We start from the raw sequence: 24,166 nt of genomic DNA, 5'->3' as shown, positions 1-24,166 counted from the left end.
TGTACTTAAAGGGCTCAGCTAGCTGTGCTGTACCGGCGCACGCCGGTCTCCGTTGCCGGAATCTGCGCCGCCGTGCTGCCGGATGCCTGGAATAACACCAAGTGTTCCGCCGCGACACGAATGCCAACCTCGGTACCGACCAGATGATCAGCATGGCTGGGGAAAATCGACTCCAGCTGCGCGCCAGTCGACAACTGCAGGCGATACAAGGTCGATGCCCCCTGGAACGACTTGCCAACAATCCGCGCTTTCAAGCTACTGTCCGGTGCATAAACGATATCGTCCGGACGCAATAGCACATCCACCGCGCCCCCCACTGGCCAGGTATAAGCCCGGTTGCCGCGCAGCTCTCCCAGCTCGGTCTGCACCGACTCAGGACTGTCCATCCTGCCGCGGATGAAATAACCCTGGCCGATGAAGCTCGCGACATAAGGCGTCAGCGGTTCGTGATACAGATTGTAGGGCGTATCCCACTGCTCCAGGCGCCCCTCTTTGAACACCCCGACATGATCGCTTACAGCGAAGGCTTCTTCCTGGTCGTGGGTCACCAGAATCGCGCTGGTGCCACGGGCCTTGAGAATGTCGCGCACCTCGTGGCTGAGCTTGCGTCGCAACTCGCCGTCAAGGTTGGAAAACGGTTCATCGAGCAGCAGCAATTGCGGCTCCGGCGCCAGGGCGCGGGCCAGCGCGACACGCTGCTGCTGACCACCGGAAAGCTCGTGCGGGAAACGTTTGCCGAGGTTTTTCAGGTTGACCAATTCCAGCAGCTCTTCGGTCACTCGGTCCTTTTGCGGATGCTTGCGAATGCCGAAAGCGATGTTCTCGGCGACGCTCAGATGCGGAAACAGCGCGTAATCCTGGAACACCATGCCGATCCGGCGTTTCTCCGGCGCAAGGGTGAACCCGGCGCTGGAGATCGTCTCGCCAGCCAGGGTTATTTCCCCTTCGTGCACCGGTTCGAAGCCGGCGATGGCGCGCAGGGTGGTGGTCTTGCCGCAGCCCGAAGAGCCCAGCAGACAGCCAATGTCACCGGCATTCAAATGCAGGTTGAGGTTCTGCACGACTCGCTGGTCTTGATAGCCGCAGGCGAGGTTGCGCAGGTTTAGCAGTAATGGCTGGCTCATGCGTGGTGGTACGCCGGTTCGACGAGAAATTCGAGCAGGGCCTTCTGTGCGTGAAGACGGTTTTCTGCCTGATCCCAGGCGACGGAGCGCTTGTCATCAAGCAGGTCGAGGCTGATTTCCTCACCACGGTGGGCCGGCAGGCAGTGCATGAACAGCACATCCTCAGCGGCCAGATCGAGCAGCGCCCGGTTGACCTGGAAAGGGGCGAACAGCTTGAGGCGCTTGGCGGTTTCTTCTTCCTGGCCCATAGAGGTCCAGACGTCGGTGCTTACCAGGTGCGCGCCGCGTACGGCGTCTTGCGGATCGCGGACGATGGTCACTCGATCGCCGGCCTTGGCCACGAACTCAGGGTTGGGCTCGTAGCTTTCCGGACAGGCAATGCGCAGCTGGAAGTCGAACTGGATCGCCGCTTCTATATAGCTGTTGCACATATTGTTACCGTCGCCGATCCAGGCCACGGTCTTGCCCTGGATCGAGCCGCGGTGTTCGAGGAAGGTTTGCATGTCGGCCAGCAACTGGCACGGGTGCAGGTCATCGGACAGGCCATTGATGACCGGCACGCGGGAGTTGGCGGCGAATTCGGTCAGGGTGCTGTGGGCGAAGGTGCGGATCATGACCGCATCGAGCATGCTCGACATGACGATCGCACAGTCACTGATCGGTTCGCCGCGGCCCAGTTGGGTGTCGCGCGGCGACAGGAAGATCGCCTGCCCGCCAAGCTGGATCATGCCGGCTTCGAACGAGATACGGGTGCGCGTCGAGGACTTCTCGAAAATCATCCCGAGTACGCGGTTTTTCAGAGGCTCGAACAGTACGCCGCGGTTACGCAGGTCCTTGAGCTCAACGCCTCGACGGATCACGCTGACCAGCTCTTCGGGCGTGCAATCCATCAGGGAGAGAAAGTGCCTTGCGCTCATCATTGACTACCTTTTTGCAACAGACCGCAGATACTCAAAGCCTTGTTTAACTGAAAAACGGGCGAGACCTGCGGCGTAAGCCGCACGGGGCGACGAAATAGGGGAAGGCGCGATCTTATAATTAAATGTCGCGTCTTACCAATAGGGCTACGGTGTTTAGGGGATTCGGAGGGGCTACGGGATAACCGCAGTAGCGCTTTTGAAGCCTGTTTCCTGACAGCAGCGAACCATTTGTACACTGCGGCCCCGGGGCTTTGCAATCAAACCGGGAGGGCCTGGTCGATTTTCGACCTTTCATCCAGCTGCAATAAGACGCCTGTTTGTGCTCCGAAAGATTTGATAATACAAAGTGCTGGGTTATAACTATGCCACGAACGACGCAGGAAGCCCTTCGGAATGGAATCGAAAGAAAAGCAACTCATGGAACTGCTTGGCCTCACGGCCCGCTCCCTCACTCACCTCACTGCGTCCATGACTTCAATGTCCTTTGAACTGCTGCGCAGCAATGACGAGGTCACCAAGGCCGCCGGCCGACGCATGATCGACCGCATGGCCACCATCAGCAGCGGCCTGGACGAACACTGGCGCCTGATAGGCGAGCTCACCGGCGTGCATGTTGCCCATGAGCAGATTGAAACCGTGCAGGAAATCCAGCTGCAACTGCCGCCCAAGCTCCCGTCGAACTGAGCCCCAGGGTGCATCGGCTGACCTGATGGCGGCCGATTCACAAAACGAACGTCGCTGGCGCAGAGGCGGGGCAGGCGCCATAGTTTTGTTCCCGCGGTCGCTATTGCCCGCCCAGAACAAGACAGAGACTGGCCATGACCAAGACTCTCCACCACCGTGCGTGCCACCTGTGCGAGGCCATCTGCGGCCTGACCATCGAGACCACTGAAGTCGAAGGCATGGACGTGCAGATCACCTCGATCAAAGGCGATGCTCAGGATACGTTCAGTCGCGGCCACATCTGCCCAAAGGCGGTGGCGTTGCAGGATATCCAGAATGATCCGGACCGCCTGCATCGGCCGATGCTGAGAGTGGGCAGCGAATGGCAGCCGATCGAGTGGGATGCGGCGTTCAGTCTGGTGGCCGAGCGCCTGGCGGTGATTCAGGAGCGTCACGGACAGAACTCGGTGGCGGTCTATCAGGGCAACCCCAGTGTGCATAACTACGGGTTGATGACCCACAGCAACTACTTCCTCGGCCTGCTGAAAACCCGCAACCGTTTTTCCGCGACCTCGGTCGACCAGCTTCCCCATCACCTGACCAGCCACCTGATGTACGGCCACGGTTTGCTGTTGCCGATTCCGGATATCGATCACACCGACTTCATGCTGATCCTCGGCGCGAACCCCCTGGCCTCCAACGGCAGCATCATGACGGTGCCGGACGTGGAAAAACGCTTGAAGGCGATTCAGGCCCGAGGCGGCAAAGTGGTGGTGGTCGATCCGCGGCGCAGTGAAACGGCGGCGATTGCCGACCAGCATCTTTTCGTGCGTCCCGGGGGCGATGCGGCGCTGCTGTTCGGCTTGCTCAACACCTTGTTCGCTGAAGGCCTGGCCCAGGGCAGTCACTTGCCGGTGGATGGCCTGGACGAAGTGCGTGCGGCGGTTGCACCTTTCACGGCCGAAACCATGAGCCCGCTGTGCGCGGTGCCGGCCGAATCCATCCGCCAACTGGCACGGGACTTCGCAGGCGCGCCAACGGCTGTTTGCTACGGGCGCATGGGGGTGTCGACGCAGGCGTTCGGCACACTGTGCCATTGGCTGGTGCAGTTGATTAACCTGGTCACCGGCAACCTTGATCGGGTGGGTGGGGCGTTGTGCACCGAGCCCGCAGTGGACCTGGTGGCGTCGACTTCCGGTGGGCATTTCAACTTGTGGCAGAGCCGCGTGTCCGGCCGTCCAGAGTACGCCGGGGAGCTGCCGGTATCGGCGCTGGCCGAAGAAATGCTCACCGAGGGCGAAGGGCAGGTGCGGGCGCTGATTACGGTGGCGGGCAATCCGGTGTTGTCCACGCCTAACGGCCGTCAGCTTGAGCAGGCGCTGGACGGCCTGGAGTTCATGGTCAGTGTCGACCTGTATATCAACGAGACCACACGTTATGCCGACCTGATCCTGCCGTCGACCTCGGCCCTGGAAAACGATCACTACGACACCACGTTCAACCTGTTTGCGGTGCGCAACGTCAGCCGCTTCAACCGGGCCATTCTTGCCAAGCCCGAAGGCGCGCTGCACGATTGGGAGATCTTCGTGGGCCTGGCCCAGGCCTTTGCCGCCAGGGCCGGCAAGGAGCTCAAGCCGACGATCGCGCCCGCGCAGATGATCGACCGCGGTTTACGCATGGGCGCCTATGGCGACGCTTCTGAGCACAAATTGTCCTTGGCCACCTTGTTCGATCATCCCCATGGTGTCGACCTGGGGGCGTTGAAACCCAACCTGGCGCCGCGCCTGAAAACCGCCAACCAGCGAATTCAGGCGGCGCCAGCCGTGATCCTCGCTGACCTGGTGCGTTTCGCCGCTCTGCAGGCGCCGGCCGCCGACGAGCTGCTGATGATTGGCCGCCGCCATGTGCGCAGCAACAACTCCTGGATGCACAACTATCACCGGTTGGTGAAAGGCAAGCCGCGCCATCAGTTGCTGATGCACCCTGAAGACCTGAGCAAGCGCGGGCTGATTGATGGGCAGCGCGTGCGCGTGAGTTCGCGAGTGGGGGTGATTGAAGTCGAGGTGTCTGCAAGCCTGGACATGATGCTAGGCGTGGTCAGCCTGCCTCACGGTTGGGGCCATGCGCGCCCTGGCGTACAGATGACAATCGCCAGTGGCCAGCCTGGCTCCAGCGCCAATGACCTGACCGATGAATGTCAGCTCGACGAACTTTCAGGTAACGCGGCATTGAACGGCGTGCCGGTGACGGTGGCGGCGGCTTGATCGTGTCTGTCGGGGAGACCGAGCATGGCGCTCAGGTTTCCGTTACAATGCGCCACCGTGCCGACCCTTGAGTCGGAAAGTTCAGCCGAGGTGCTCCATGGATATCATCGAAACGATTAAAGAGCAGATTGCTAACAACACCATTCTGCTTTACATGAAAGGCTCGCCGAATGCCCCCCAGTGTGGCTTCTCCGCAAAAGCTGCGCAGGCTGTGATGGCGTGTGGTGAAAAGTTCGCCTACGTGGACATCCTGCAGAACCCGGAAATTCGCGCTAACCTGCCAAAATACGCCAACTGGCCAACGTTCCCCCAACTGTGGGTCGGTGGTGAACTGGTCGGCGGTAGCGACATCATGACCGAGATGGCTACTGACGGTTCGTTGCAGACCACGATCAAGGCTGCTGTCGAAGCGGCTGCTGCGACCAAGACCGAAGCCTGATTGGTCTGGAGATGGCGTCAACGCTGATGCCGCTGTACGTTGTAGGAGCGAGCTTGCTCGCGATGGAGGATAACGATAACCCGTGCTGCCTGGGTTTACGCGTTGTCTGAGCGTTTCTCGCGAGCAAGCTCGCTCCTACAGTTTGTTTGCGCAGTTCTGCCGGCGCAGGCAAGACCAGTGTTCGGTAACAAAAAAGCCCCGCCTCTGGAAAGAGAGCGGGGCTTTTTAACGTTTCGTGTTCAGCAGGCGCCGAATTATTCTTCGCCCATTTGCGACTGCAGATAATTCTCAAGGCCAATCTTGTCGATCAGGCCCAACTGCGTTTCCAGCCAGTCGATATGTTCTTCTTCAGATTCAAGAATATCTTCAAGCAGTTCGCGGCTGCCGAAGTCGGCAACGGTTTCGCAATGAGCGATTGCCACCTTGAGATCCGCATGCCCGGTGCGTTCGATGCGCAGGTCGCACTCAAGCATTTCCCGGGTGTGCTCGCCGATCTGCAGTTTGCCCAGATCCTGGACGTTCGGCAGGCCTTCAAGGAACAGGATGCGCTTGATCAGCTTGTCGGCGTGCTTCATCTCGTCGATGGATTCTTTGTACTCGTGCTTGCCAAGCTTGTTCAGGCCCCAATCTTCGTACATGCGCGCATGCAGAAAATACTGATTGATCGCGACCAGCTCATTGGCAAGGATCTTGTTGAGATGCTGGATGACTGTAATGTCGCCTTTCATGATGGGGTCCTGCCCTATATTAACTGTCTATAAGGGCGAGTTTGAGCTGCACAACTAAGAGTGTCAAACCTAAGTTGTTGAAAGTTAAATGAAAATTAATCGGAATAAGAATGTTTGTGTTCCGCGTCTAGCGTCTAAGCAATTGATTTTCAGGCATAAAAAAACCGGACTTGAAGTCCGGTTGTTTGAAATAGGGTATTTACGCGGCAGTAAATTCTACCGGGAAGGGGATCGCCGCCTGGGCGGTTTGCAGCTTGGTCAGGGTTTCACGCACCACTTCCTTGGCAAGGCAGGCGCATTTACCGCATTGGCTGGCAACGCCGGTAGCCTGACGGACTTCCTTGTAGCTGCAGCAACCTTCATAGATTGCATCGCGGATTTGACCGTCGGTGACGCCAGTGCAGAGGCAGACATACATAAGTGAGAACCGTCGCTGGTTGTGACTCAATTGCGATGGATCTTAATGTTAACGAGAATGATTGTCAAAGTAGTTTCTGAAAGCATCTCATTTTACGGGCTTGGTACTGACGAACGGTTCGCAACGGGCAATATCCCCAGGGCATATTTTGCCGGTGCTCAGGGAAATCCGTTGGGGACAGGTTAAAAACCCAGTGTATGATGGCCGGTCCTTATGAAGCGGGTTCGTGTCACAGGGCTGTCGCCTGAAGGTGGCAGGCTGGCACCGACCCGGAACTTCACGTTTTTACACCAGGAGATATCAATGAGCGTACTCGTAGGCAAACAAGCCCCTGACTTCACCGTACCGGCCGTACTCGGCAATGGCGAAATCGTAGACAGCTTCACCCTGTCGTCGGCCATCAAAGGCAAATACGGCCTGGTGTTCTTCTACCCACTGGACTTCACCTTCGTTTGCCCGTCCGAGCTGATCGCTCTGGACAACCGCATGTCCGACTTCAAGGCACGTAACGTAGAAGTGATCGCGGTGTCGATCGACTCGCACTTCACTCACAACGCATGGCGCAACACCCCGGTGAACAATGGCGGTATCGGCCAGGTTCGCTACACCATGGCTGCCGACATGAAGCACGAAATCGCCAAGGCCTACGACGTTGAGTCCGAAGGCGGCGTGGCTTTCCGTGGCGCGTTCCTGATCGACGACAAAGGTGTTGTCCGTTCGCAGATCATCAACGACCTGCCGCTGGGTCGTAACATGGAAGAACTGATCCGTCTGGTCGACGCTCTGCAATTCCACGAAGAGCACGGCGAAGTCTGCCCTGCCAACTGGAAGAAAGGCGACAAGGGCATGACGGCTTCGACTGAAGGCGTTGCTGCTTACCTGACCGAGAATGCTGCTGCCCTGTAAGGCGCATTCGAGGCACAAAAAACCGGCCATTGCGGCCGGTTTTTTTATGGGTGGGATAAACCGATGCTGTCCACTGCACAGTGAGCTGTGGCGAGGGAGCTTGCTCCCGCTGGACTGCGCAGCAGTCCTTTCCTTAAAGCTCAGGAGCGGGGCCGCTTCGCGACCCAGCGGGAGCAAGCTCCCTCGCCACACACACACACACACACAGGTTGTATCAGTCGTTGAAGTCTTCCCAGCCACCCATCTGTTTCCAGCGATTGACGATGCCGCAGAACAGCTCAGCGGTTTTCTCGGTGTCGTAACGAGCCGAGTGCGCCTCACGACCATCGAAATCGATGTCGGCGGCCTGGCAAGCCTTGGCCAATACCGTTTGGCCGTAGGCGAGACCAGCGAGGGTCGCGGTGTCGAAGCTGGAGAACGGATGAAACGGGTTACGTTTCATGTCCAGACGCGCAACGGCTGCGTTGAGGAAGCCCAGGTCGAAGCTGCTGTTGTGGCCGACCAGGATCGCGCGCTTGCAACCGTTGGCTTTCAGGGCCTTGCGGATGCCACGGAAAATATCAGTCAGCGCAGCTTCTTCGCTCACCGCCATGCGTAGCGGGTGATCGAGCTTGATCCCGGTGAACTCCAGTGCTGCCGCTTCAATGTTCGCCCCTTCAAAAGGCTCTACACGGAAGAAGTAGGTGTGATCGGGATATACGAAGCCTTTTTCGTCCATGGCAATCGTGGTGGCGGCGATTTCCAGCAGGGCGTCAGTGGCAGAGTTGAAACCACCGGTTTCAACGTCGACAACGACTGGCAGGTACCCACGGAAGCGGGCAGCCATCGGGTGGCGTGAACCACCGCCGCCTTGACCTTCCTGTTCGTCGTCGTAATGGTCTTCACTCACGCGTGTTCCTCCAGCAGGCGCCAGCGCAGTTTTTCACCGGCGCGCAGCGGGATAACGGTCAGCTCGCCAAATGGCAGGCTGGTAGGGGCGGTCCACTCCTCGCGGACCAGGGTGATGCGATCGGTATTCGCCGGCAGGCCATAAAACCTCGGGCCGTTAAGGCTGGCGAAGGCTTCGAGCTTGTCCAGCGCGTTGCGTTGTTCGAAGGCCTCGGCGTACATCTCGATGGCCGCATAAGCGGTGTAGCAACCTGCGCAACCGCACGCTGCTTCTTTTGCGTGCTGGGCGTGCGGCGCCGAATCGGTACCCAGGAAGAACTTGGCGCCGCCACTGGTGGCGGCGTCGAGCAGGGCTTCCTGGTGCGTATTACGCTTGAGGATCGGCAGGCAGTAGAAGTGCGGCCGAATACCACCCACCAGCATGTGGTTGCGGTTGTAGAGCAGGTGATGCGCGGTGATGGTTGCACCAACGTTGGCCGGGGCCTCGTTGACGAACTGCACGGCGTCTGCGGTGGTGATGTGTTCGAACACCACCTTGAGGGTCGGGAAACGCTCGACCACTCGACGCATGTGCTCGTCGATGAAGATTTTCTCGCGATCGAAGACGTCGACATCGCTGCGGGTGACTTCGCCGTGGATCAGCAAGGGCATCCCGACTTCGGCCATGGCCTCTATCGCCGGGAAGATTTTGTCGATGCTGGTGACGCCAGAATCCGAGTTGGTGGTGGCGCCGGCCGGGTACAGCTTGGCGGCGTGCACGAATCCGCTGGCCTTGGCCTCGCGAATTTCTTCAGGCTGGGTGCGGTCGGTCAGGTACAGCACCATTAGCGGTTCGAACAGATTGCCGGATGGACGTGCGGCGAGAATCCGCTGGCGATAGCCATCGGCTTCAGCCGCATTGCGCACCGGAGGTACCAGGTTGGGCATGATGATGGCGCGACCAAAGGTGCGCGCGACATCCGCGACGGTATTGGTCAACACGGCACCATCGCGAAGATGAATGTGCCAGTCGTCGGGACGCAGCAGGGTCAGGCGGTCGGACATGAGGGGATTCCAGGCGGGTCAAACTGAGGGGAATGCTACCGGAAAAGACTCTTCCAGGCACTCGCTATCAAGTTTTGCGACAACCTTCCGATATCCAACAGGTATGCCGTAAACAAGTCGGCGTCCGTCTTTCAGTTGTCGAAGCCAGTGGAGCCTCCCGTGCGCCAGCGTTATTTAGCCTTGCTCAGTGTGTTTGCCAGCGTCCCCGCGATGGCGCTGACTTTCCAGACCCGCCTGGAGAACACCGAGTGGACGGTCGCAGGCGACAAGTTCGAATGCCGTCTTGCCCAGCCAGTCACTGACTTCGGTTCGGGTGAGTTCGTTCGCCGGGCGGGCGAGCAGGCGGTGTTTCGTCTGACTGCCTACAACTCGATGATCGGCGGTGGTTCGGCGACGTTGTTGGCTGCTGCGGCACCCTGGCAGCCGGGACGTGGCGACATCAATCTGGGTTCGGTGCGGATCGGTAGTGGCAACGTTCTGTTCAATACGTCCCAAGTCCAGGCCGGCCGCCTGCTCAGTGGTTTGCTCGACGGCCGCAGCCCGGTCATCCGGCATTCGTCCGGCGATGGGCGCATGTCGGAAGTGCGGTTGTTGCCCGTCAGGTTCAGCCAGGCGTTTAACGAGTACCAAGGGTGTGTGGCGAAGTTGCTGCCGAAGAATTTCGAGCAGGTGAGGGAGTCACAGATCGGTTTTCCCGGGGAAGGCATGGACCTCGACGCCCGCGCCAAGGCCCAGTTGCAGGTGATGCTGGAGTACATGAAGGCCGATCCAACGGTCAATCACATCGAACTTGATGGGCACTCCGACAACAGTGGCAATCGCCTGACCAACCGTGACCTGTCACGCCGTCGAGCGCTGGCAGTGATGGAGTTCTTCAAGGCCAATGGCTTCTTGGAGTCGCAGGTGACCCTGCGTTTTCACGGCGAACGGTATCCGCTGGTACCCAACAGCAGCGCCGCCAACCGGGCGAAGAACCGGAGGGTGGCCGTGCGCCTGGAGCGCGTTGCTGCGCAGAAGCCCAACCCTCAGGTCGCCCCCCAGACCACCGTACCCGGTACCGCGCCGGCAACTTCCTGACCGGCCGGTCATCGTCGCGCTCTCGACAGAATCTGTCGCTTCGTCGTCATAAGCTGTCGCGCCTCTGTAAATTAGCGCGCATGACCGGTAGACTCGACGGCTTTCCGTAGAACCCCGTGGAGTGATGGCATGGCGGACGTAAACAAGGTCGTTCTGGCGTATTCCGGCGGCCTGGACACTTCGGTGATCCTCAAGTGGCTGCAGGATACTTATAACTGTGAAGTGGTGACTTTCACCGCTGACCTGGGGCAGGGCGAAGAGGTCGAACCTGCACGCGCCAAGGCTCAGGCCATGGGCGTCAAAGAGATCTACATCGATGACTTGCGCGAAGAGTTCGTGCGCGACTTCGTTTTCCCGATGTTCCGCGCCAACACCGTTTACGAAGGCGAGTACCTGCTGGGTACTTCCATCGCTCGTCCGTTGATCGCCAAGCGCCTGATCGAAATCGCCAACGAAACCGGCGCCGACGCCATTTCTCACGGCGCCACCGGCAAAGGTAACGACCAGGTTCGTTTCGAACTCGGCGCCTATGCCTTGAAGCCTGGTGTGAAAGTGATCGCTCCGTGGCGCGAGTGGGACTTGCTGTCCCGTGAGAAGCTGATGGATTACGCCGAGAAGCATGCGATTCCGATCGAGCGTCACGGCAAGAAGAAATCTCCATACTCGATGGATGCCAACCTGCTGCACATCTCCTATGAAGGCGGCGTCCTGGAAGACACCTGGACCGAGCACGAAGAAGACATGTGGAAATGGACCGTCTCTCCGGAGAAGGCTCCAGACAAGGCGCAATACCTGGAACTGACCTACCGCAACGGCGACATCGTCGCGCTGGACGGCGTCGAAATGACCCCGGCCACCGTGCTGGCGACCCTCAACCGCATCGGTGGCGAACACGGCATTGGTCGCCTGGATATCGTCGAGAACCGCTACGTGGGTATGAAGTCCCGTGGCTGCTACGAGACCCCTGGCGGCACTATTATGCTGCGTGCCCACCGGGCGATCGAATCGATCACCCTGGATCGTGAAGTGGCTCACCTCAAAGACGAGCTGATGCCTAAATACGCCAGCCTGATCTACACCGGTTACTGGTGGAGCCCTGAGCGTCTGATGCTGCAACAGATGATCGACGCATCCCAGGCCCATGTGAATGGCGTCGTGCGTCTGAAACTGTACAAAGGCAATGTGATCGTCACCGGTCGCAAGTCTGACGAATCGTTGTTCGATGCCAATATCGCGACGTTCGAAGAAGACGGCGGAGCCTACAACCAGGCCGACGCAGCGGGCTTTATCAAGCTCAACGCGCTGCGCATGCGCATTGCCGCGAACAAGGGTCGCAAGCTGTTCTGAGCCTTGTAAGCCAATGAATCAAAGGCCTTGTCATCGACAAGGCCTTTTTTTTGAAATGGTTTCTGCCTGACCTCAGCGGCATCCGTTGGGTTGCGTGTATTCATTGCCGTCTCGCCCTATTTGCCTGAGAACTCTGCAGCGCTGCTGCCCACTTCGGTTGACGGGGCAGGCTGGGCTATTACCCGCAGTTCTTTCGAACTCGAGTTGAAGGATATGCAGCTCATGCTGCCGCCGTATTTCTTCGTGGGTTTCATTATTAAGCACTTGCTCAGCAATGCCTGCGAGGCCGTCGATGTAATGCAGACGACCAGATGCGCACGTTTACCCTGTATCTGTTGAATGTCCTTGAGTCTGGAGCGGATCTCGGCCTTGCGGTTGTCCGTGCGCATATCGACCACGTACAGGTCCTTGATCCGTTCGGACAGGCGGACAAAGCATTCCGCCAGGCACGATGCCTCAGGTATTTCTGGCTCTCTGTTGGGAGGTAGGGGGTCAGGGCGTTCATCGCCTGTCAGTTTCATGAAGTGTTCATCCGACTTGAAATCGGAAGGCGCGTAGAGTGAGCGGTAGTTGAAGTTTAATGTGGCAAAAAACAAGAACAGCAAGTAGAACGGAAAGCTAATCAAAAACCAGACATATATCTCTCGATCATCATCGTCGAGAAAGGGCAATGACACTACGGCGGAGGCTTCAGACAATGTTGCGAATATCGCAATTATTGACATGGGGTTGGTCAGTTGTTGCTTTAGTCTGTCCATGGCTTTTACTCGTTTGGTTGTATATTTACTCAGTAAATGGTTTAAAAATTGTGGGTGTTGGACGTTCGATCAAGTGCGTGCCGTGTCGTTGTTTTAATATGCCCGTTTTTTACCATGATCGATTGAGGAGTTTGTCGGTAATTATTGCTCATTGTTGCCTATATATCGTGGTCGACACTCATTGAGCTTCACGTGTCTTTTGTTTTAGTGCAATTTGGAAAAGCTGCAGTAAACGCATCAATATCTGGAATTGTTATAAATCGCCGATCTCGCATTCCGATACAAAAAACTTCGGGAAAACGGATTTTGGTGGTCGGTATCATCATTCTGGTTCGATCAACTCAAGGATTTTTTGTAGGAATTTTCCTTATGTTTTGTAGGGCATGTCTCTTGGTGAGGGTGCGCGGGGGGCGCACTGTGCCACGGGTGAAACGACTAGGCTATTGTGCTGGCTCTAAAAATTCGAACAGCGAAAATTGGACCTGCCCATGAATAAAGTGCTGATCGTGGATGATCACCCCGTCATTCGTCTTGCGGTGCGTATGCTGATGGAACGTCATGGCTACGAAGTCGTTGCAGAAACGGATAATGGCGTCGACGCATTGCAACTTGCCCGAGACCATATGCCTGATATTGTCATCCTGGATATCGGAATACCGAAGTTGGACGGGTTGGAAGTCATTGCGCGCCTGGCATCCTCTTCAATGCCGATGAAAGTACTGATATTGACTTCACAGGCACCAGGGCATTTTTCCATGCGTTGCATGCAGTCGGGCGCTGCCGGATATGTCTGCAAACAGCAGGATCTCACGGAGCTGCTAAGTGCGATCAAGGCTGTACTGTCGGGCTACAGTTACTTTCCCAATCAGGCGCTGCATACCGTGCGCTCCAGTCTGGGCAATGCCAGTGAAGCTGATATGGTGGACAGACTATCGGGGCGTGAAATGATGGTCTTGCAACAATTGGCAAAAGGAAAAACCAACAAGGAAATTGCCGATGGAATGTTTCTGAGCAACAAGACCGTCAGCACTTATAAAACCCGCTTGCTCCTTAAACTCAATGCACGCTCGCTGGTCGACCTGATCGAGTTGGCTCAACGCAATGGCCTGGTGTGAAGGCACGGGCGCTGGAAGGCTTCACGCAAAGTAAAAAGCCTCCGTTTCGGGAGGCTTCAGGTTTCACAAGTCAAAATCGTAATCGGCCAATTGCTTTTGCAGTCGGCGCTCCTCCAGCAAATTATCGATGGTGCGGCGCTTGCTGAGGTTGGTCTTTGCCACCTCCACCACCGGTTCGGCGTCATCAGCCTCCACAGAGGTAAAATCGTCTTCGACGTCCAATTGCTCTTTGCCAGTGCTCATAAGTTAACTCCAGGCTAAAGATGCCTTTGGCGCCTCTTATATCGATAATCTCTCAGCGGGTAAAAAAGATTTTTTCAATCGGTCGATAAAGAAAGCTAATAGCCACTCAATCGTCCGAAGTCTTGTGCTTGTATTCGCACAGGTCTTCGATGCGGCAACTGCCACACCGTGGCTTGCGGGCGAGGCACACATAGCGACCATGGAGGATCAGCCAGTGGTGGGAATCGAGCAGGTATTCCTTGGGCACAAATTTCATCAACTTTGTTTCGACCTCCACCACGTTCTTGCCCGGAGCGATTCCCGTTCGGTTGCTGACCCGGAAAATGTGAGTGTCCACAGCCATGGTCAGTTGCCGAAATGCGGTGTTGAGCACCACATTCGCAGTTTTGCGACCCACGCCGGGTAGCGCCTCAAGTTCCTCGCGGGTTTGCGGTACTTCGCCACCGTGGCGTTCCACCAACAAGCGACAGGTCTCGATGACATTCTTCGCCTTGCTGTTGAACAGGCCGATGGTCTTGATGTACTCCGACAGACCCTCGACGCCCAACGCATGGATAGCCGCCGGGGTATTGGCGACGGGATAAAGCCTGGCTGTGGCCTTGTTGACACCCACGTCGGTTGACTGCGCCGAGAGGATTACCGCAATCAGCAGTTCGAACGGGGAAGAGTAGGCTAGCTCGGTTTTCGGCTCCGGGTTGTCTTCGTGGAGCCTGCGGAACATTTCCAGACGTTTTGCGGCATTCATGGGCTGTGCGTTTCCTCGCAGGGTCAATTCGATGGCATTGGTCGGGCCCAGGCTTGCCAGGCAGCGATCAGCAGTCCCAGCAGAATGAACCCGCCGGGGGCCAGTGTGGCCAGGCGTAGTCCGCTGTCGCCAAGCAGTTCGCGCAGCAGGCCCAGGCCGACCATCAATGCGCCAAATACCGCACCTTGGCGTAGTCGATCACGCCATGGGCGCTGATGAAATCCGGTGTGTTCCAGCACCACGCATTGCAAGGCAATCAGTCCTGAGTACAGTCCAATCTGCTGGTGCCACTGCAGGGCCCAAGCCTGCATGGCCAATCGCATGCAGCTGGTGAGCGTCGCCGCAAGGATCACTGCGGCTATCAGGCGGCTCGCGGGTACCAGTCGGTTGCGCAGCCCTGCCATGGCCAGGCCGAATGCGCTGCTGACTACGACGAATATCAGCCATACGCCCAGAGCTGGCATCCACGAATGTGTGGCACCGATCAGCGGCGTCAACATCAGGGCGTTCAGCAAGGATGACCTGGTCATTGGCCACTACCTCCAATCAATGCCTGTCGATGTTCATCGAAATAGCCTAAAGCGTCGTGGATGGCATTGATCGCCGCCCGTGACGTGATGGTTGCGCCAGCAATCTGATCGAACTGCCCCTGATCCTTTTTCAGTGCCCATCCCGTGTCGACGGGGTCGGTTCCAGACCTGCCGGTAAAAACCTGCAGCCACCCCTGCGGCCAGTCTGCGATGTGAGCGCCGAGTCCCGGGGTTTCCGAATGCTTGAGCGTCTTTACACCCAGCAGCCTGCCATCGGGACTGATGGCGATCATCAAATCAATGCTGCCCGCATAACCCAGGGTCTGGCTGCGCAGCAACACGGCGATGACCTGGTCGGATCGCGTCGCGCGATAGCCACCGAGCAGGGTGCTATGGGCCAATTTAACGTCGGCGAGGCTAAGCGGTTGCTCCAGTGGCTGATTGTCATAACTGTCAGGTGCGAGCATATCGAGCAGCGTATGAGTGTCGAGCATGCGTTGCTGCTCGGTAATATGCGGTGCTGCAGTCTGCTGGACAAGCCAGGTGATGCCCGTGCCCAAGGTCGCCAGTAACGCCAGGGTCGCAACGCTCCTGGTTCTATTCATGGCGCAAGCCTTCCCTGCCGGGACGCGACAAGTCGCTCCAGCGCGGGCACGCATAGATTCATCAGCAGCACGGCAAACGCCACGCCATCGGGATAGCCACCCCAGGTTCGAATCAGATAGGTCAACAGCCCCACGCCCGCGCCAAACAGCAGGCGTGCACCAGGGGTCCTGGGTCCGGACACCGGTTCGGTAGCGATGAAAAACGCACCCAGCATGCTCGCGCCGGTCAGCAGGTGGAACAGCGGCGAGCCGTTGGAATCAGAGCCTGAGCCGTTCCAGCACAGCAGGCTGATGACGAACAGACTCGCCAGCATCCCCGCCGGCGCGTGCCAGGTGAACACCCGGCGTTGCAGCAAAAAAACGCCGCCGGCGAGGAAGGCCAGGTTGACCCATTCGACGCCGTGGCCGCCGTAGTGGCCGAACGCCGGATTAGCCGTGAACAGCTCGTCCATGGTCAGGCTTTTATTGATTCGCAGACTGTCCAGCGCAGTGGCTTGAGCCCAGGCATCCGGCGCTTGATCCAGGCCGACACCGAAGACGTGCTGCATGCCTTTCAACAGGTCCATGCCATGTGAGGCCGGCCAATGGGTCAGATGTTGCGGGAAACTTACCATCACCAAGGCAAAGCCGAGCATTGCCGGGTTGAATGGATTACTGCCAACGCCACCATACAGGTGCTTGCCGAAGATCATTGCGCAGAGGGCGGCGCTGACGGTCACCCACCAGGGACAATACGGTGGCAGGGTCAGTGCCAGGAGTGTCGCCGTGACTAGCGCGCTGCCGTCTTGCAGGGTTGGCCACAGCGGGCGTTTGCGCAGTCGCAGCACCAGCGCTTCAGCAAACAGCACGGCAATGCCTGCCAGTACCAGGTTGATCAGCGTGCCCCAGCCGTACAGCCAGAACATCACTGCCATACCGGGCAGCAGCGCCGACAGCACCAGCTTCATCGCCTGCTGCAAGCGCCCATCGACCGGTTCAAGGGGTGGCATGGGCGTGCACCAGTTTGGCCAAGGCCTGCTCGGCGGCTTCGAACTGCTGCTGCAGTACGATCAACTGCGATTGCTGATCAAAGGTTGGGGGATGCCCAAACGCCTTCAGTGATTTGTTCAGTTGCGCGCGGCTCATGGCCACTTCAATCTTGGCCTTTTTCAACGCCGCATCAGCGCCTGCTGCCTTCTGCGCGCGAACCCGCTCGAGGGCGGCCTGTACCGGATCTTGCGCAACCTCGTTAGTCTGGGGCGCGGCCTTTTGTGCACGGGCTTGTCGTTCGGCGATTCTCTGTTGTTCCTCTCGATGCAAACGCGCATTGCGCTGTTCGAAGCGGCCGCGTGCGTGATTGCGTTTGGCGGCTCGTGTGCGTTGTTCTTCAAGGCTTATGGCCAGCCCACCGACGACCGGCACGATAGTTTTCAGTGGCAACGGCCGCATCTCGATGCAGTCCACCGGGCAGGGCGCCACGCAGAGGTCGCACCCGGTGCACTCGTCGATGATCACGGTGTGCATCAATTTCGCTGCACCGACAATCGCGTCGACCGGGCACGCTTGGATGCACTTGGTGCAACCAATGCACTCGGCTTCCCGGATGTAGGCGATTTGCGCAGGCGCCGAGCCGCGGCTGATGTCCAGCTCCAGCACTGGAACCTTTAGCAGATCGGCGAGTGCGGCAATGGTCTCGTCGCCACCGGGCGGGCATTTATTGATCGGCTCGCCGGCGGCGATGCCTTCGGCGTAGGGCTTGCATCCTGGATGGCCGCACTTGCCGCATTGGGTCTGCGGCAGAAGGGCGTCGATGCGTTGAATCAGACTCATGTTTTGATCAGTCCGCTGAATCCGAGAAAAGCCACTGCGATCAGTCCGGCGCCGATCAGGTCGATCGGCAGGCCGCGGAAGGGCAGGGGGACATCATTATCAAGTGTACGTTGGCGCAAGTCGCTGAACAGGCTCAGTACCAGCCAGAAGCCCAAACCCGCGCCCAGGCTGAGTGCGCTGGCGCGCCAAATACCCAGGTCGTCCCGGGCGTTCATCAGCATCAGGCCCAGAATGGCGGCATTGCTCAATATCAGTGGCCACAATCGGTCAAAGCACAGCTGCGGTAATGCAGCAGACAGCAGCTTCAATAGCGGGCTGATCAGCAACACGCTCAGCGGCAGGAATACCAACAGTTCCAGCGAACTCAAGTGCAAGGGCGCCATCAGCCACCAATGGAGCGCATGAGCGAGCATGCCGGCGATCAACATCAGGCTTGTCGTGGCTATCCCCAGCGCATGCACCTGGCGGCGCTCGGCTGCCAGCAGCGGATCGACGCCCAGCGGCCAGTGCAACACGAAATTGTTGATCAGGGCTGCGCTGACAAGCGTAAGAATAATCTCGGTCATGATCGTCCGATGTTGCAGGCTGCTGAGTATCTGCGTAGGAGCCGATTTCAGAGACAGTATGGGCCAGACATGAAAATCCCACAGTCATGCCGGGCACGACTGTGGGATCGGTCGAGCAGATCGAATCCTACTTGATGCGCTGACCCGGCTTGGCGCCGCTGTCGGGGCTCAGCAGGTAGATTTCTTCACCACCAGGACCGGCCGCCATCACCATGCCTTCGGAGATGCCGAACTTCATTTTTCGTGGCTTGAGGTTGGCGACCATCATGGTCAGGCGACCATTGAGCTTGGACGGATCCGGATAAGCGCTCTTGATCCCGGAGAACACATTGCGCTGCTCATCACCGATGTCCAGGGTCAGGCGCAGCAGTTTGTCGGCACCTTCCACGGCTTCGGCCTTGAGGATTAGCGCGACTCGCAGATCGACTGCGTCAAAGGCACCGAACTCGATTTCCGGCGACAACGGATCCCTGGTCAACTCGCCATTGCCGACCGGTGCAGCTTCGCCGGTGTCGGTGGCGCTGGCGGTCAGGTCTTCTTTCGAGGCGTCGGTCATGGCTTGCACTTTTACCGGGTCGATGCGAGTCATCAACGGCTTGAACTCGTTCAGTTGGTGGTTGCTGAGCAGGGTGGAGTGATCGTTCCAGGTCAGCGGCGCGACGTTCAGGAACGCCTCGGCGTCGGCGGCCAGCAACGGCAGCACCGGTTTGAGGAATATCACCAGTTGGCGGAACAGGTTGATGCCCAAGGCGCAGATGGCCTGGACTTCGTCCTGCTTGCCTTCCTGCTTGTTCAGCGACCACGGTGCCTTGTCGGCGATCCAGGCGTTGGCGCGGTCCGCCAGGCCCATGATCTCGCGCATGGCGCGGGCAAAGTCGCGGGCCTCGTAGGCCTCGGCGATGCTTGGCGCGGCCGCCAGGAAGGCGTCGGTCAGTTCCGGCGCGGCATTACCCGCGACCAGCACACCGGCGTTGCCTTTCTGGATGAAACCGGCGCAACGGCTGGCGATGTTGACGACTTTGCCCACCAGGTCGGAGTTGACCTTTTGCACGAAGTCTTCGAGGTTCAGGTCCAGGTCATCGACGCCGCGGCCCAGCTTGGCCGCGTAGTAGTAACGCAGGTATTCCGGCGACAGGTGGTCCAGGTAGGTCCGGGCCTTGACGAAGGTCCCGCGGGACTTGGACATTTTCTGACCGTTGACGGTCAGGTAGCCGTGCACGTTGATGCCGGTCGGCTTACGGAAACCGGCGCCTTCGAGCATCGCTGGCCAGAACAGGGCGTGGAAGTTGACGATGTCCTTGCCGATGAAGTGGTACAGCTCGGCGGTGGAGTCCTTGGCCCAGAACGCGTCGAAGTCCAGGTCTGGACGCCGGGCGCAGAGGTTTTTGAAGCTGGCCATGTAGCCGATTGGCGCGTCCAGCCAGACGTAAAAGTACTTGCCTGGCTCGCCCGGGATCTCGAAACCGAAGTACGGCGCATCGCGGGAAATGTCCCACTGTTGCAGGCCGGCATCCAGCCACTCGGCGATCTTGTTCGCCACGGCGTCCTGAAGCGTGCCGCTGCGGGTCCAGGTCTGGAGCATGTCCTGAAAGTCCGGCAGCTTGAAGAAGAAGTGCTGGGAATCCTTAAGCACCGGGGTCGCACCGGAGATCGCCGACTTCGGATCCTTCAGGTCGGTCGGTGCGTAGGTCGCGCCGCATTTTTCACAGTTGTCGCCGTACTGGTCTTCAGTGCCGCATTTCGGGCAGGTGCCCTTGATGAAGCGGTCGGCCAGGAACATTTTCTTTTCCGGGTCGAAATACTGGGTGATCGAGCGCTGGGCAATGTGCCCGGCGTCACGCAACTTCAGGTAGATCTGGCTCGACAGCTCACGGTTTTCTTCGGCGTGAGTGGAGTGGAAGTTGTCGAAGTCCACCAGGAACTCGGCAAAGTCGGCGCTGTGTTCAGCCTGGACGTTGGCGATCAGTTGTTCCGGGGTAATGCCTTCCTTTTCCGCGCGCAGCATGATGGCCGAACCGTGGGCGTCGTCGGCGCAGACATAGATGCATTGATTGCCGCGGTGCTTCTGGAAACGCACCCACATATCGGTCTGGATATATTCCAGCATGTGGCCAAGATGGATCGAACCATTGGCATAGGGCAGGGCGCTGGTGACGAGGATCTTGCGTGGCTCGGACATGGGGCTCGGCTACTTGATGAAACGGAGGTCGGCCACTATAAAGCGCTGGCGCAGAATTTTCACCCCGTCAGCCTGTTTCCGGTTGCATCAAATGCCCGATCCTGTGAACAAGCATTTTGAGCTCGAAAATGCTTTTGTGGCCAGGGAGCTTGCTCCCGCTGGGTGGCGAAGCCGCCCCAAACCCTGCAACTCAGCTGTGTCAGAAGGATCACGCCAACCTGATTGCACCTGCTGCGCGGTCGAGCGGGAGCGAGCTCCCTCGCCACAGGAAGTATTCCAGTCACAGCAATCTGTTCGCCACAAATGCATGTCCGGCGTACGATACCCGCCTGTTTTTCCAGTCTTGCTATCGGAGTTGCCCATGAGCGCCGTCAATCGCGCAGCGGTGGAAGCCGTCCTTCGCCAATACACCGACCCTTACCTGAATCAGGACCCGGTCAGCGCCGGGTGCGTACGCCACATCGATATCCAGGGTGATCGCGTCAGCGTGCAGCTCGAACTGGGCTATGCCGCCGGTCTGTTCAAGAGTGGCTGGTCGCAGATGCTGCAGATGGCGATCAAAGGTCTCCATGGAGTCGCCAGCGCCCGCGTTGATATCACCAGCGTCATCGCCGCGCACAAGGCTCAGGCGCAGATTCCAGGCCTGGCCAATGTGAAGAACGTCGTTGCCGTAGCCTCTGGCAAAGGTGGCGTAGGCAAGTCAACCACTGCCGCCAACCTGGCGCTGGCGCTGGCGCGTGAAGGCGCCAAGGTCGGGATTCTCGACGCGGACATCTATGGTCCGAGCCAGGGCATCATGTTCGGTATTGCTGAAGGCACCCGCCCAAAGGTCAAGGATCAGAAATGGTTCGTGCCGATTGAGTCCCATGGCGTTGAAGTGATGTCCATGGCGTTCCTGACCGACGACAACACGCCGATGGTCTGGCGCGGCCCGATGGTTTCCGGGGCCTTGCTGCAACTGGTGACTCAAACCGCCTGGGGCGACCTGGATTACCTGATCATCGACATGCCACCAGGCACCGGCGACATCCAGCTGACCTTGGCGCAGAAAGTCCCGGTGGCCGGTGCCGTGATCGTCACCACGCCCCAGGACCTGGCTTTGCTCGATGCACGCAAAGGCGTCGAGATGTTCCGCAAGGTCAACATCCCGGTGTTGGGTGTGGTAGAAAACATGGCCGTGCACATCTGCTCCAACTGCGGGCATGCCGAGCATCTGTTCGGCGAAGGCGGTGGGGTGAAGCTGGCCAATCAGTACGGCGTTGAATTGCTGGCCTCGTTGCCACTGGCGATGGCCATCCGCGAGCAGGCCGATGGCGGCAAGCCCACAGTGATCGCCGAGCCGGACAGCCCGATTGCGCTGGTTTACCAGGAACTCGCCCGCCACGTTGGCGCGCGGATTGTGCTGCAGGAAGCCGTGACACCGGCGATGCCGAACATCACCATCAGCGACGATTGATAAGCTGAAACAGGCCCCCTGTAGGAGCGAGCTTGCTCGCGATGGACGTAAACGAAGACGCGTTCTTTCTGATAACACGCGCCGACTTTGGGTTCATCGCGAGCAAGCCCGCTCCCACAGTTATTTTTGCGTCGGTCTTAGATGCGCAACCCGCCATCCATCTCCAGAATCCGACCGGTGTAGTAGTCGTTCTCGAAAATGTACGCCGCCGAATGGGCGATCTCGTCCGGTTTACCCATGCGCTTGAGTGGAATCCCGGCGGTCATTTTCTCCAGCGCTTCCGGCTTCATGCCCAGGGTCATCTCGGTTTCGATAAAGCCTGGCGCAATGCCCGCCACCCGAATACCGTAGCGCGCCAGTTCCTTGGCCCAGGTCACTGTCGCCGCGGCGACACCGGCCTTGGCGGCGGAGTAGTTGGTCTGGCCGACGTTGCCAGCCCGGGAAATCGACGAGATATTGATGATCGCACCGTTGTTCTTCAGCTCGACCATTTTTGCCGCGACCTCACGGGTGCACAGGAACACGCCGGTCAGGTTGACGTCGATGACGGCTTGCCACTGGGCCAGGCTCATCTTGGTCATTTCGCCATCCTTGACCTTCAACAACAGCCCGTCGCGCAGGATACCGGCGTTGTTGATCAAGCCATGGATTGCACCGAAATCCTCGGCCACCTGGGCGACCATGTGTGTCACCTGCTCTTCATTGGCGACGTTGCACAGGTAGGCACGGGCCTCGATCCCTTTGGCCTTGCATGCGGCGACAGCGGCGTCGAGTTTTTCCTGGTTCAAGTCCACCAGCGCCAATTTGGCGCCTTTTGTTGCGAAATACTCAGCCATCGAACGGCCTAAACCCTGGCAACCGCCAGTGATAATGATTACTTTGTCAGTGAGTTGCATTCGCATGCCCCGGTTGCAGTTGGAGTGGTCTTCCTTCTAGAGAGCCTCTCTCATACCTGCACCGGTCGTGGACGGGTTGCACATGAGAATTGCCCGATGGCGAACTGGAAACTTATCCCCAGGCGCCCGTCCGTTTTTTCGACGGATTCTATATAAGGAGTCATAAATTGAGCGTTGAAGCGGCCAAGAATGCCCGAGAATTGCTTCTCAAGGAATACCGTGGGGTGCTGTCGACCCACTCCAAGGCCATGCCCGGGTTCCCGTTCGGCTCGGTCGTCCCATATTGCCTGGACGAGCAGGGCCGGCCGCTGATCCTCATCAGTCGCATCGCCCAGCACACCCATAACTTGCAAAAAGATCCGAAATGTTCGCTGTTCGTGGGCGAGCGTGGCGCTGAAGACGTGCAAGCCGTCGGTCGCCTGACCTACCTCGCCGAAGCCGAAAAGCTGGAAGATTGCACGGCCATCGAGGCCGCTGCCGAGCGTTATTATCGCTATTTCCCGGATTCGCAGAATTATCACAAGGCGCATGATTTTGACTTCTGGGTGCTCAAACCCGTGCGTCATCGTTACATCGGCGGTTTTGGGGCGATTCATTGGGTGGATCAACTGACCTTGGCCAACCCCTTTGCGGGCAAGGCGGAAGTGAGCATGGTCGAACACATGAACGCCGATCACAGCAAAGCCATCGCGCACTATGTCGAACTGGCCGGTTTGCCGAAAACCGAGCCCGCCCTGCTGGCCGGTATCGATACCGAAGGCATGCACCTGCGTATCGCACAGAGCGTGTATTGGCTGCCGTTCCAAGCGCCGTGTAATACGCCGACACAAGTGCGCGAAGCCTTGGTTTTTCTGGCTCACGCCGAGCATTGGCCAAAAAATGCAGAGGCCAGCGCTTGAATTCACGAAACCGCGACGTCATCTAGGGATTACTGGCAAGGCATTCTTGCGTTGAGGAACCATTTGATGCGCCCTTTTTTATTGCTCTTTGTACTGTTTCCGGTGTTGGAGCTGTTCGTATTCGTCAAGGTGAGTGGGGCGATCGGGTTTTTCCCGGCCCTGCTCCTGGTGATTCTCGGCTCGATGCTCGGCGTGTTCGTGCTGCGTATCGCCGGGCTGGCCACTGCGTTGCGTGCTCGTGAAAGCCTGAACCGCGGCGAACTGCCAGCGCAGACGATGCTTGAAGGCTTGATGCTGGCACTGGCCGGCGGTCTGTTGATCCTGCCGGGTTTCGTCACCGACGTTCTGGGCCTGATCATGCTGTTGCCTATCTCCCGTCGATTGCTGGCCAACAAAATGCGCCAGCGCGCCGAAGAAGCGGCGATCCGTCAGCGCGCATTTGCTGACGACCTGCAGCCTCGGGGCGGTCCCGCCCCACAGCAGCCGTTGGGCCGTGAGCCCGATGTGATTGAAGGCGAGTTCGAACACCGCGATTCCAAGTAACATC

25 protein-coding genes and 1 pseudogene are annotated in these 24,166 nt (G+C 58.5%); 10 read left to right on the top strand and 16 right to left on the bottom strand.

Annotated elements, in window-relative coordinates:
- Positions 1-14 precede the first annotated feature (14 nt).
- Complete coding sequence (locus tag L9059_RS14650; protein ID WP_247291731.1) at positions 15-1,124, bottom strand: ABC transporter ATP-binding protein; 1,110 nt, start codon at positions 1,122-1,124, stop codon at positions 15-17.
- Complete coding sequence (gene argF, locus L9059_RS14645) at positions 1,121-2,041, bottom strand: ornithine carbamoyltransferase (protein ID WP_247291730.1); 921 nt, start codon at positions 2,039-2,041, stop codon at positions 1,121-1,123. The genes L9059_RS14650 and argF overlap by 4 nt, the downstream gene beginning before the upstream one ends.
- 396 nt (positions 2,042-2,437) lie before the next feature.
- Here argF and L9059_RS14640 point away from each other — a divergent pair, with 396 nt between their 5' ends.
- The 3 genes from L9059_RS14640 to grxD all read left to right on the top strand — a co-directional run bounded on the left by L9059_RS14640 (position 2,438) and on the right by grxD (position 5,410).
- Entirely contained in the window at positions 2,438-2,728 is a 291-nt protein-coding gene (locus L9059_RS14640; RefSeq protein WP_247291729.1) for a hypothetical protein, read from the top strand.
- A gap of 134 nt (positions 2,729-2,862) precedes the next feature.
- A complete protein-coding gene (locus tag L9059_RS14635) occupies positions 2,863-4,971 on the top strand; it encodes a molybdopterin oxidoreductase family protein (RefSeq protein ID WP_247291728.1) in 2,109 nt (702 codons plus the stop codon).
- 97 nt (positions 4,972-5,068) lie between these two features.
- Entirely contained in the window at positions 5,069-5,410 is a 342-nt protein-coding gene (gene grxD / locus L9059_RS14630) for a Grx4 family monothiol glutaredoxin (RefSeq protein WP_247291727.1), read from the top strand.
- Between the two features lie 254 nt (positions 5,411-5,664).
- On the opposite strand, the gene bfr is transcribed toward grxD, so the two are convergent.
- Positions 5,665-6,138, bottom strand: a complete 474-nt coding sequence (gene bfr, locus L9059_RS14625) for a bacterioferritin (protein ID WP_045058003.1) — start codon at positions 6,136-6,138, stop codon at positions 5,665-5,667.
- A gap of 199 nt (positions 6,139-6,337) precedes the next feature.
- A complete protein-coding gene (locus tag L9059_RS14620) occupies positions 6,338-6,556 on the bottom strand; it encodes a bacterioferritin-associated ferredoxin (RefSeq protein ID WP_008057530.1) in 219 nt (72 codons plus the stop codon).
- Between the two features lie 303 nt (positions 6,557-6,859).
- On the opposite strand from L9059_RS14620, the gene L9059_RS14615 reads away from it, so the two are divergent.
- Positions 6,860-7,462 carry a peroxiredoxin gene (locus L9059_RS14615; RefSeq protein WP_017340570.1) on the top strand — a complete coding sequence of 201 codons (603 nt, stop codon included), beginning with the start codon at positions 6,860-6,862 and terminating at the stop codon, positions 7,460-7,462.
- 214 nt (positions 7,463-7,676) lie between these two features.
- Here L9059_RS14615 and rnt read toward each other — a convergent pair whose 3' ends face one another.
- Positions 7,677-8,351 carry a ribonuclease T gene (gene rnt, locus L9059_RS14610; protein WP_045058002.1) on the bottom strand — a complete coding sequence of 225 codons (675 nt, stop codon included), beginning with the start codon at positions 8,349-8,351 and terminating at the stop codon, positions 7,677-7,679.
- Positions 8,348-9,394 carry a dihydroorotase gene (gene pyrC / locus L9059_RS14605; RefSeq protein ID WP_247291726.1) on the bottom strand — a complete coding sequence of 349 codons (1,047 nt, stop codon included), beginning with the start codon at positions 9,392-9,394 and terminating at the stop codon, positions 8,348-8,350. The genes rnt and pyrC overlap by 4 nt, the downstream gene beginning before the upstream one ends.
- Positions 9,395-9,553: 159 nt before the next feature.
- Here pyrC and L9059_RS14600 point away from each other — a divergent pair, with 159 nt between their 5' ends.
- Together L9059_RS14600 and L9059_RS14595 are read left to right on the top strand one after the other, a co-directional pair.
- Positions 9,554-10,471, top strand: a complete 918-nt coding sequence (locus L9059_RS14600; RefSeq protein WP_247291725.1) for a flagellar protein MotY — start codon at positions 9,554-9,556, stop codon at positions 10,469-10,471.
- 129 nt (positions 10,472-10,600) lie between these two features.
- On the top strand, positions 10,601-11,818 hold the full coding sequence (locus L9059_RS14595) for an argininosuccinate synthase (protein ID WP_008032151.1): 1,218 nt from the start codon (positions 10,601-10,603) through the stop codon (positions 11,816-11,818).
- A gap of 116 nt (positions 11,819-11,934) precedes the next feature.
- Here the strand turns inward: L9059_RS14595 and L9059_RS14590 are convergent, their stop codons facing one another.
- Entirely contained in the window at positions 11,935-12,576 is a 642-nt protein-coding gene (locus L9059_RS14590; protein WP_247291724.1) for a hypothetical protein, read from the bottom strand.
- 488 nt (positions 12,577-13,064) lie between these two features.
- Between L9059_RS14590 and L9059_RS14585 the strand changes: the two genes are divergently transcribed.
- The gene (locus L9059_RS14585) at positions 13,065-13,691 is read left to right on the top strand and encodes a response regulator transcription factor (protein WP_247291723.1); all 627 of its coding nucleotides are present in this window, start codon (positions 13,065-13,067) and stop codon (positions 13,689-13,691) included.
- Between the two features lie 63 nt (positions 13,692-13,754).
- Here the strand turns inward: L9059_RS14585 and L9059_RS14580 are convergent, their stop codons facing one another.
- From L9059_RS14580 to metG, 8 genes and pseudogenes are all read right to left on the bottom strand, one after another.
- Positions 13,755-13,934: a PA3496 family putative envelope integrity protein gene (locus L9059_RS14580; protein ID WP_247291722.1), complete on the bottom strand. Its 180-nt coding sequence runs from the start codon at positions 13,932-13,934 to the stop codon at positions 13,755-13,757.
- A 106-nt stretch (positions 13,935-14,040) separates the two neighbouring features.
- Positions 14,041-14,679: an endonuclease III gene (nth, locus tag L9059_RS14575; protein ID WP_247291721.1), complete on the bottom strand. Its 639-nt coding sequence runs from the start codon at positions 14,677-14,679 to the stop codon at positions 14,041-14,043.
- 23 nt (positions 14,680-14,702) lie between these two features.
- Complete coding sequence (locus tag L9059_RS14570) at positions 14,703-15,209, bottom strand: Rnf-Nqr domain containing protein (RefSeq protein WP_247291720.1); 507 nt, start codon at positions 15,207-15,209, stop codon at positions 14,703-14,705.
- On the bottom strand, positions 15,206-15,814 hold the full coding sequence (locus tag L9059_RS14565) for an RnfABCDGE type electron transport complex subunit G (protein ID WP_247291719.1): 609 nt from the start codon (positions 15,812-15,814) through the stop codon (positions 15,206-15,208). Before L9059_RS14565 ends, L9059_RS14570 begins: the two co-directional genes overlap by 4 nt.
- Positions 15,811-16,803, bottom strand: coding sequence for an RnfABCDGE type electron transport complex subunit D (locus L9059_RS14560; RefSeq protein WP_247291718.1), 993 nt, complete (start codon positions 16,801-16,803; stop codon positions 15,811-15,813). The genes L9059_RS14565 and L9059_RS14560 overlap by 4 nt, the downstream gene beginning before the upstream one ends.
- Before the next feature lie 424 nt (positions 16,804-17,227).
- Positions 17,228-17,602, bottom strand: a pseudogene (gene rsxB / locus L9059_RS30935) (electron transport complex subunit RsxB); the annotation flags it as partial.
- 17 nt (positions 17,603-17,619) lie between these two features.
- The gene (locus L9059_RS14550) at positions 17,620-18,189 is read right to left on the bottom strand and encodes an Rnf-Nqr domain containing protein (protein WP_247291717.1); all 570 of its coding nucleotides are present in this window, start codon (positions 18,187-18,189) and stop codon (positions 17,620-17,622) included.
- A gap of 127 nt (positions 18,190-18,316) precedes the next feature.
- Complete coding sequence (gene metG / locus L9059_RS14545) at positions 18,317-20,368, bottom strand: methionine--tRNA ligase (protein ID WP_247291716.1); 2,052 nt, start codon at positions 20,366-20,368, stop codon at positions 18,317-18,319.
- A 361-nt stretch (positions 20,369-20,729) separates the two neighbouring features.
- On the opposite strand from metG, the gene apbC reads away from it, so the two are divergent.
- Positions 20,730-21,824, top strand: a complete 1,095-nt coding sequence (apbC, locus tag L9059_RS14540) for an iron-sulfur cluster carrier protein ApbC (RefSeq protein ID WP_247291715.1) — start codon at positions 20,730-20,732, stop codon at positions 21,822-21,824.
- Positions 21,825-21,961: 137 nt separating this feature from the next.
- On the opposite strand, the gene L9059_RS14535 is transcribed toward apbC, so the two are convergent.
- Complete coding sequence (locus L9059_RS14535) at positions 21,962-22,720, bottom strand: SDR family oxidoreductase (RefSeq protein WP_247291714.1); 759 nt, start codon at positions 22,718-22,720, stop codon at positions 21,962-21,964.
- Positions 22,721-22,887: 167 nt separating this feature from the next.
- Here L9059_RS14535 and L9059_RS14530 point away from each other — a divergent pair, with 167 nt between their 5' ends.
- On the top strand, positions 22,888-23,619 hold the full coding sequence (locus tag L9059_RS14530; RefSeq protein WP_247291713.1) for a HugZ family pyridoxamine 5'-phosphate oxidase: 732 nt from the start codon (positions 22,888-22,890) through the stop codon (positions 23,617-23,619).
- Positions 23,620-23,685: 66 nt separating this feature from the next.
- Positions 23,686-24,162, top strand: coding sequence for an FxsA family protein (locus tag L9059_RS14525; protein ID WP_247291712.1), 477 nt, complete (start codon positions 23,686-23,688; stop codon positions 24,160-24,162).
- The last annotated feature ends 4 nt before the right edge of the window (positions 24,163-24,166 follow it).

It is taken from the genome of Pseudomonas violetae, from assembly GCF_023072615.1.
In the GTDB taxonomy this organism is placed as follows: Bacteria; Pseudomonadota; Gammaproteobacteria; order Pseudomonadales; family Pseudomonadaceae; genus Aquipseudomonas; species Aquipseudomonas violetae.
Note: the sequence above shows the minus strand (reverse complement) of the source record. Positions and strands in the feature narration are given on the sequence as shown.

What these genes read in the sequence shown, in the direction of transcription:
- L9059_RS14560 (WP_247291718.1), bottom strand. Translation starts at nt 16,803, where the DNA reads ATGCCACCCCTTGAACCGGTCGATGGGCGCTTGCAGCAGGCGATGAAG.
- L9059_RS14550 (WP_247291717.1), bottom strand. Translation starts at nt 18,189, where the DNA reads ATGACCGAGATTATTCTTACGCTTGTCAGCGCAGCCCTGATCAACAAT.
- L9059_RS14640 (WP_247291729.1), top strand. Translation starts at nt 2,438, where the DNA reads ATGGAATCGAAAGAAAAGCAACTCATGGAACTGCTTGGCCTCACGGCC.
- L9059_RS14585 (WP_247291723.1), top strand. Translation starts at nt 13,065, where the DNA reads ATGAATAAAGTGCTGATCGTGGATGATCACCCCGTCATTCGTCTTGCG.
- L9059_RS14525 (WP_247291712.1), top strand. Translation starts at nt 23,686, where the DNA reads ATGCGCCCTTTTTTATTGCTCTTTGTACTGTTTCCGGTGTTGGAGCTG.
- bfr (WP_045058003.1), bottom strand. Translation starts at nt 6,138, where the DNA reads ATGAAAGGCGACATTACAGTCATCCAGCATCTCAACAAGATCCTTGCC.
- L9059_RS14535 (WP_247291714.1), bottom strand. Translation starts at nt 22,720, where the DNA reads ATGCAACTCACTGACAAAGTAATCATTATCACTGGCGGTTGCCAGGGT.
- L9059_RS14635 (WP_247291728.1), top strand. Translation starts at nt 2,863, where the DNA reads ATGACCAAGACTCTCCACCACCGTGCGTGCCACCTGTGCGAGGCCATC.
- nth (WP_247291721.1), bottom strand. Translation starts at nt 14,679, where the DNA reads ATGAATGCCGCAAAACGTCTGGAAATGTTCCGCAGGCTCCACGAAGAC.
- L9059_RS14615 (WP_017340570.1), top strand. Translation starts at nt 6,860, where the DNA reads ATGAGCGTACTCGTAGGCAAACAAGCCCCTGACTTCACCGTACCGGCC.
- L9059_RS14580 (WP_247291722.1), bottom strand. Translation starts at nt 13,934, where the DNA reads ATGAGCACTGGCAAAGAGCAATTGGACGTCGAAGACGATTTTACCTCT.
- pyrC (WP_247291726.1), bottom strand. Translation starts at nt 9,394, where the DNA reads ATGTCCGACCGCCTGACCCTGCTGCGTCCCGACGACTGGCACATTCAT.
- L9059_RS14620 (WP_008057530.1), bottom strand. Translation starts at nt 6,556, where the DNA reads ATGTATGTCTGCCTCTGCACTGGCGTCACCGACGGTCAAATCCGCGAT.
- metG (WP_247291716.1), bottom strand. Translation starts at nt 20,368, where the DNA reads ATGTCCGAGCCACGCAAGATCCTCGTCACCAGCGCCCTGCCCTATGCC.
- apbC (WP_247291715.1), top strand. Translation starts at nt 20,730, where the DNA reads ATGAGCGCCGTCAATCGCGCAGCGGTGGAAGCCGTCCTTCGCCAATAC.
- L9059_RS14565 (WP_247291719.1), bottom strand. Translation starts at nt 15,814, where the DNA reads ATGAATAGAACCAGGAGCGTTGCGACCCTGGCGTTACTGGCGACCTTG.
- L9059_RS14570 (WP_247291720.1), bottom strand. Translation starts at nt 15,209, where the DNA reads ATGACCAGGTCATCCTTGCTGAACGCCCTGATGTTGACGCCGCTGATC.
- L9059_RS14590 (WP_247291724.1), bottom strand. Translation starts at nt 12,576, where the DNA reads ATGGACAGACTAAAGCAACAACTGACCAACCCCATGTCAATAATTGCG.
- grxD (WP_247291727.1), top strand. Translation starts at nt 5,069, where the DNA reads ATGGATATCATCGAAACGATTAAAGAGCAGATTGCTAACAACACCATT.
- argF (WP_247291730.1), bottom strand. Translation starts at nt 2,041, where the DNA reads ATGAGCGCAAGGCACTTTCTCTCCCTGATGGATTGCACGCCCGAAGAG.
- L9059_RS14595 (WP_008032151.1), top strand. Translation starts at nt 10,601, where the DNA reads ATGGCGGACGTAAACAAGGTCGTTCTGGCGTATTCCGGCGGCCTGGAC.
- L9059_RS14650 (WP_247291731.1), bottom strand. Translation starts at nt 1,124, where the DNA reads ATGAGCCAGCCATTACTGCTAAACCTGCGCAACCTCGCCTGCGGCTAT.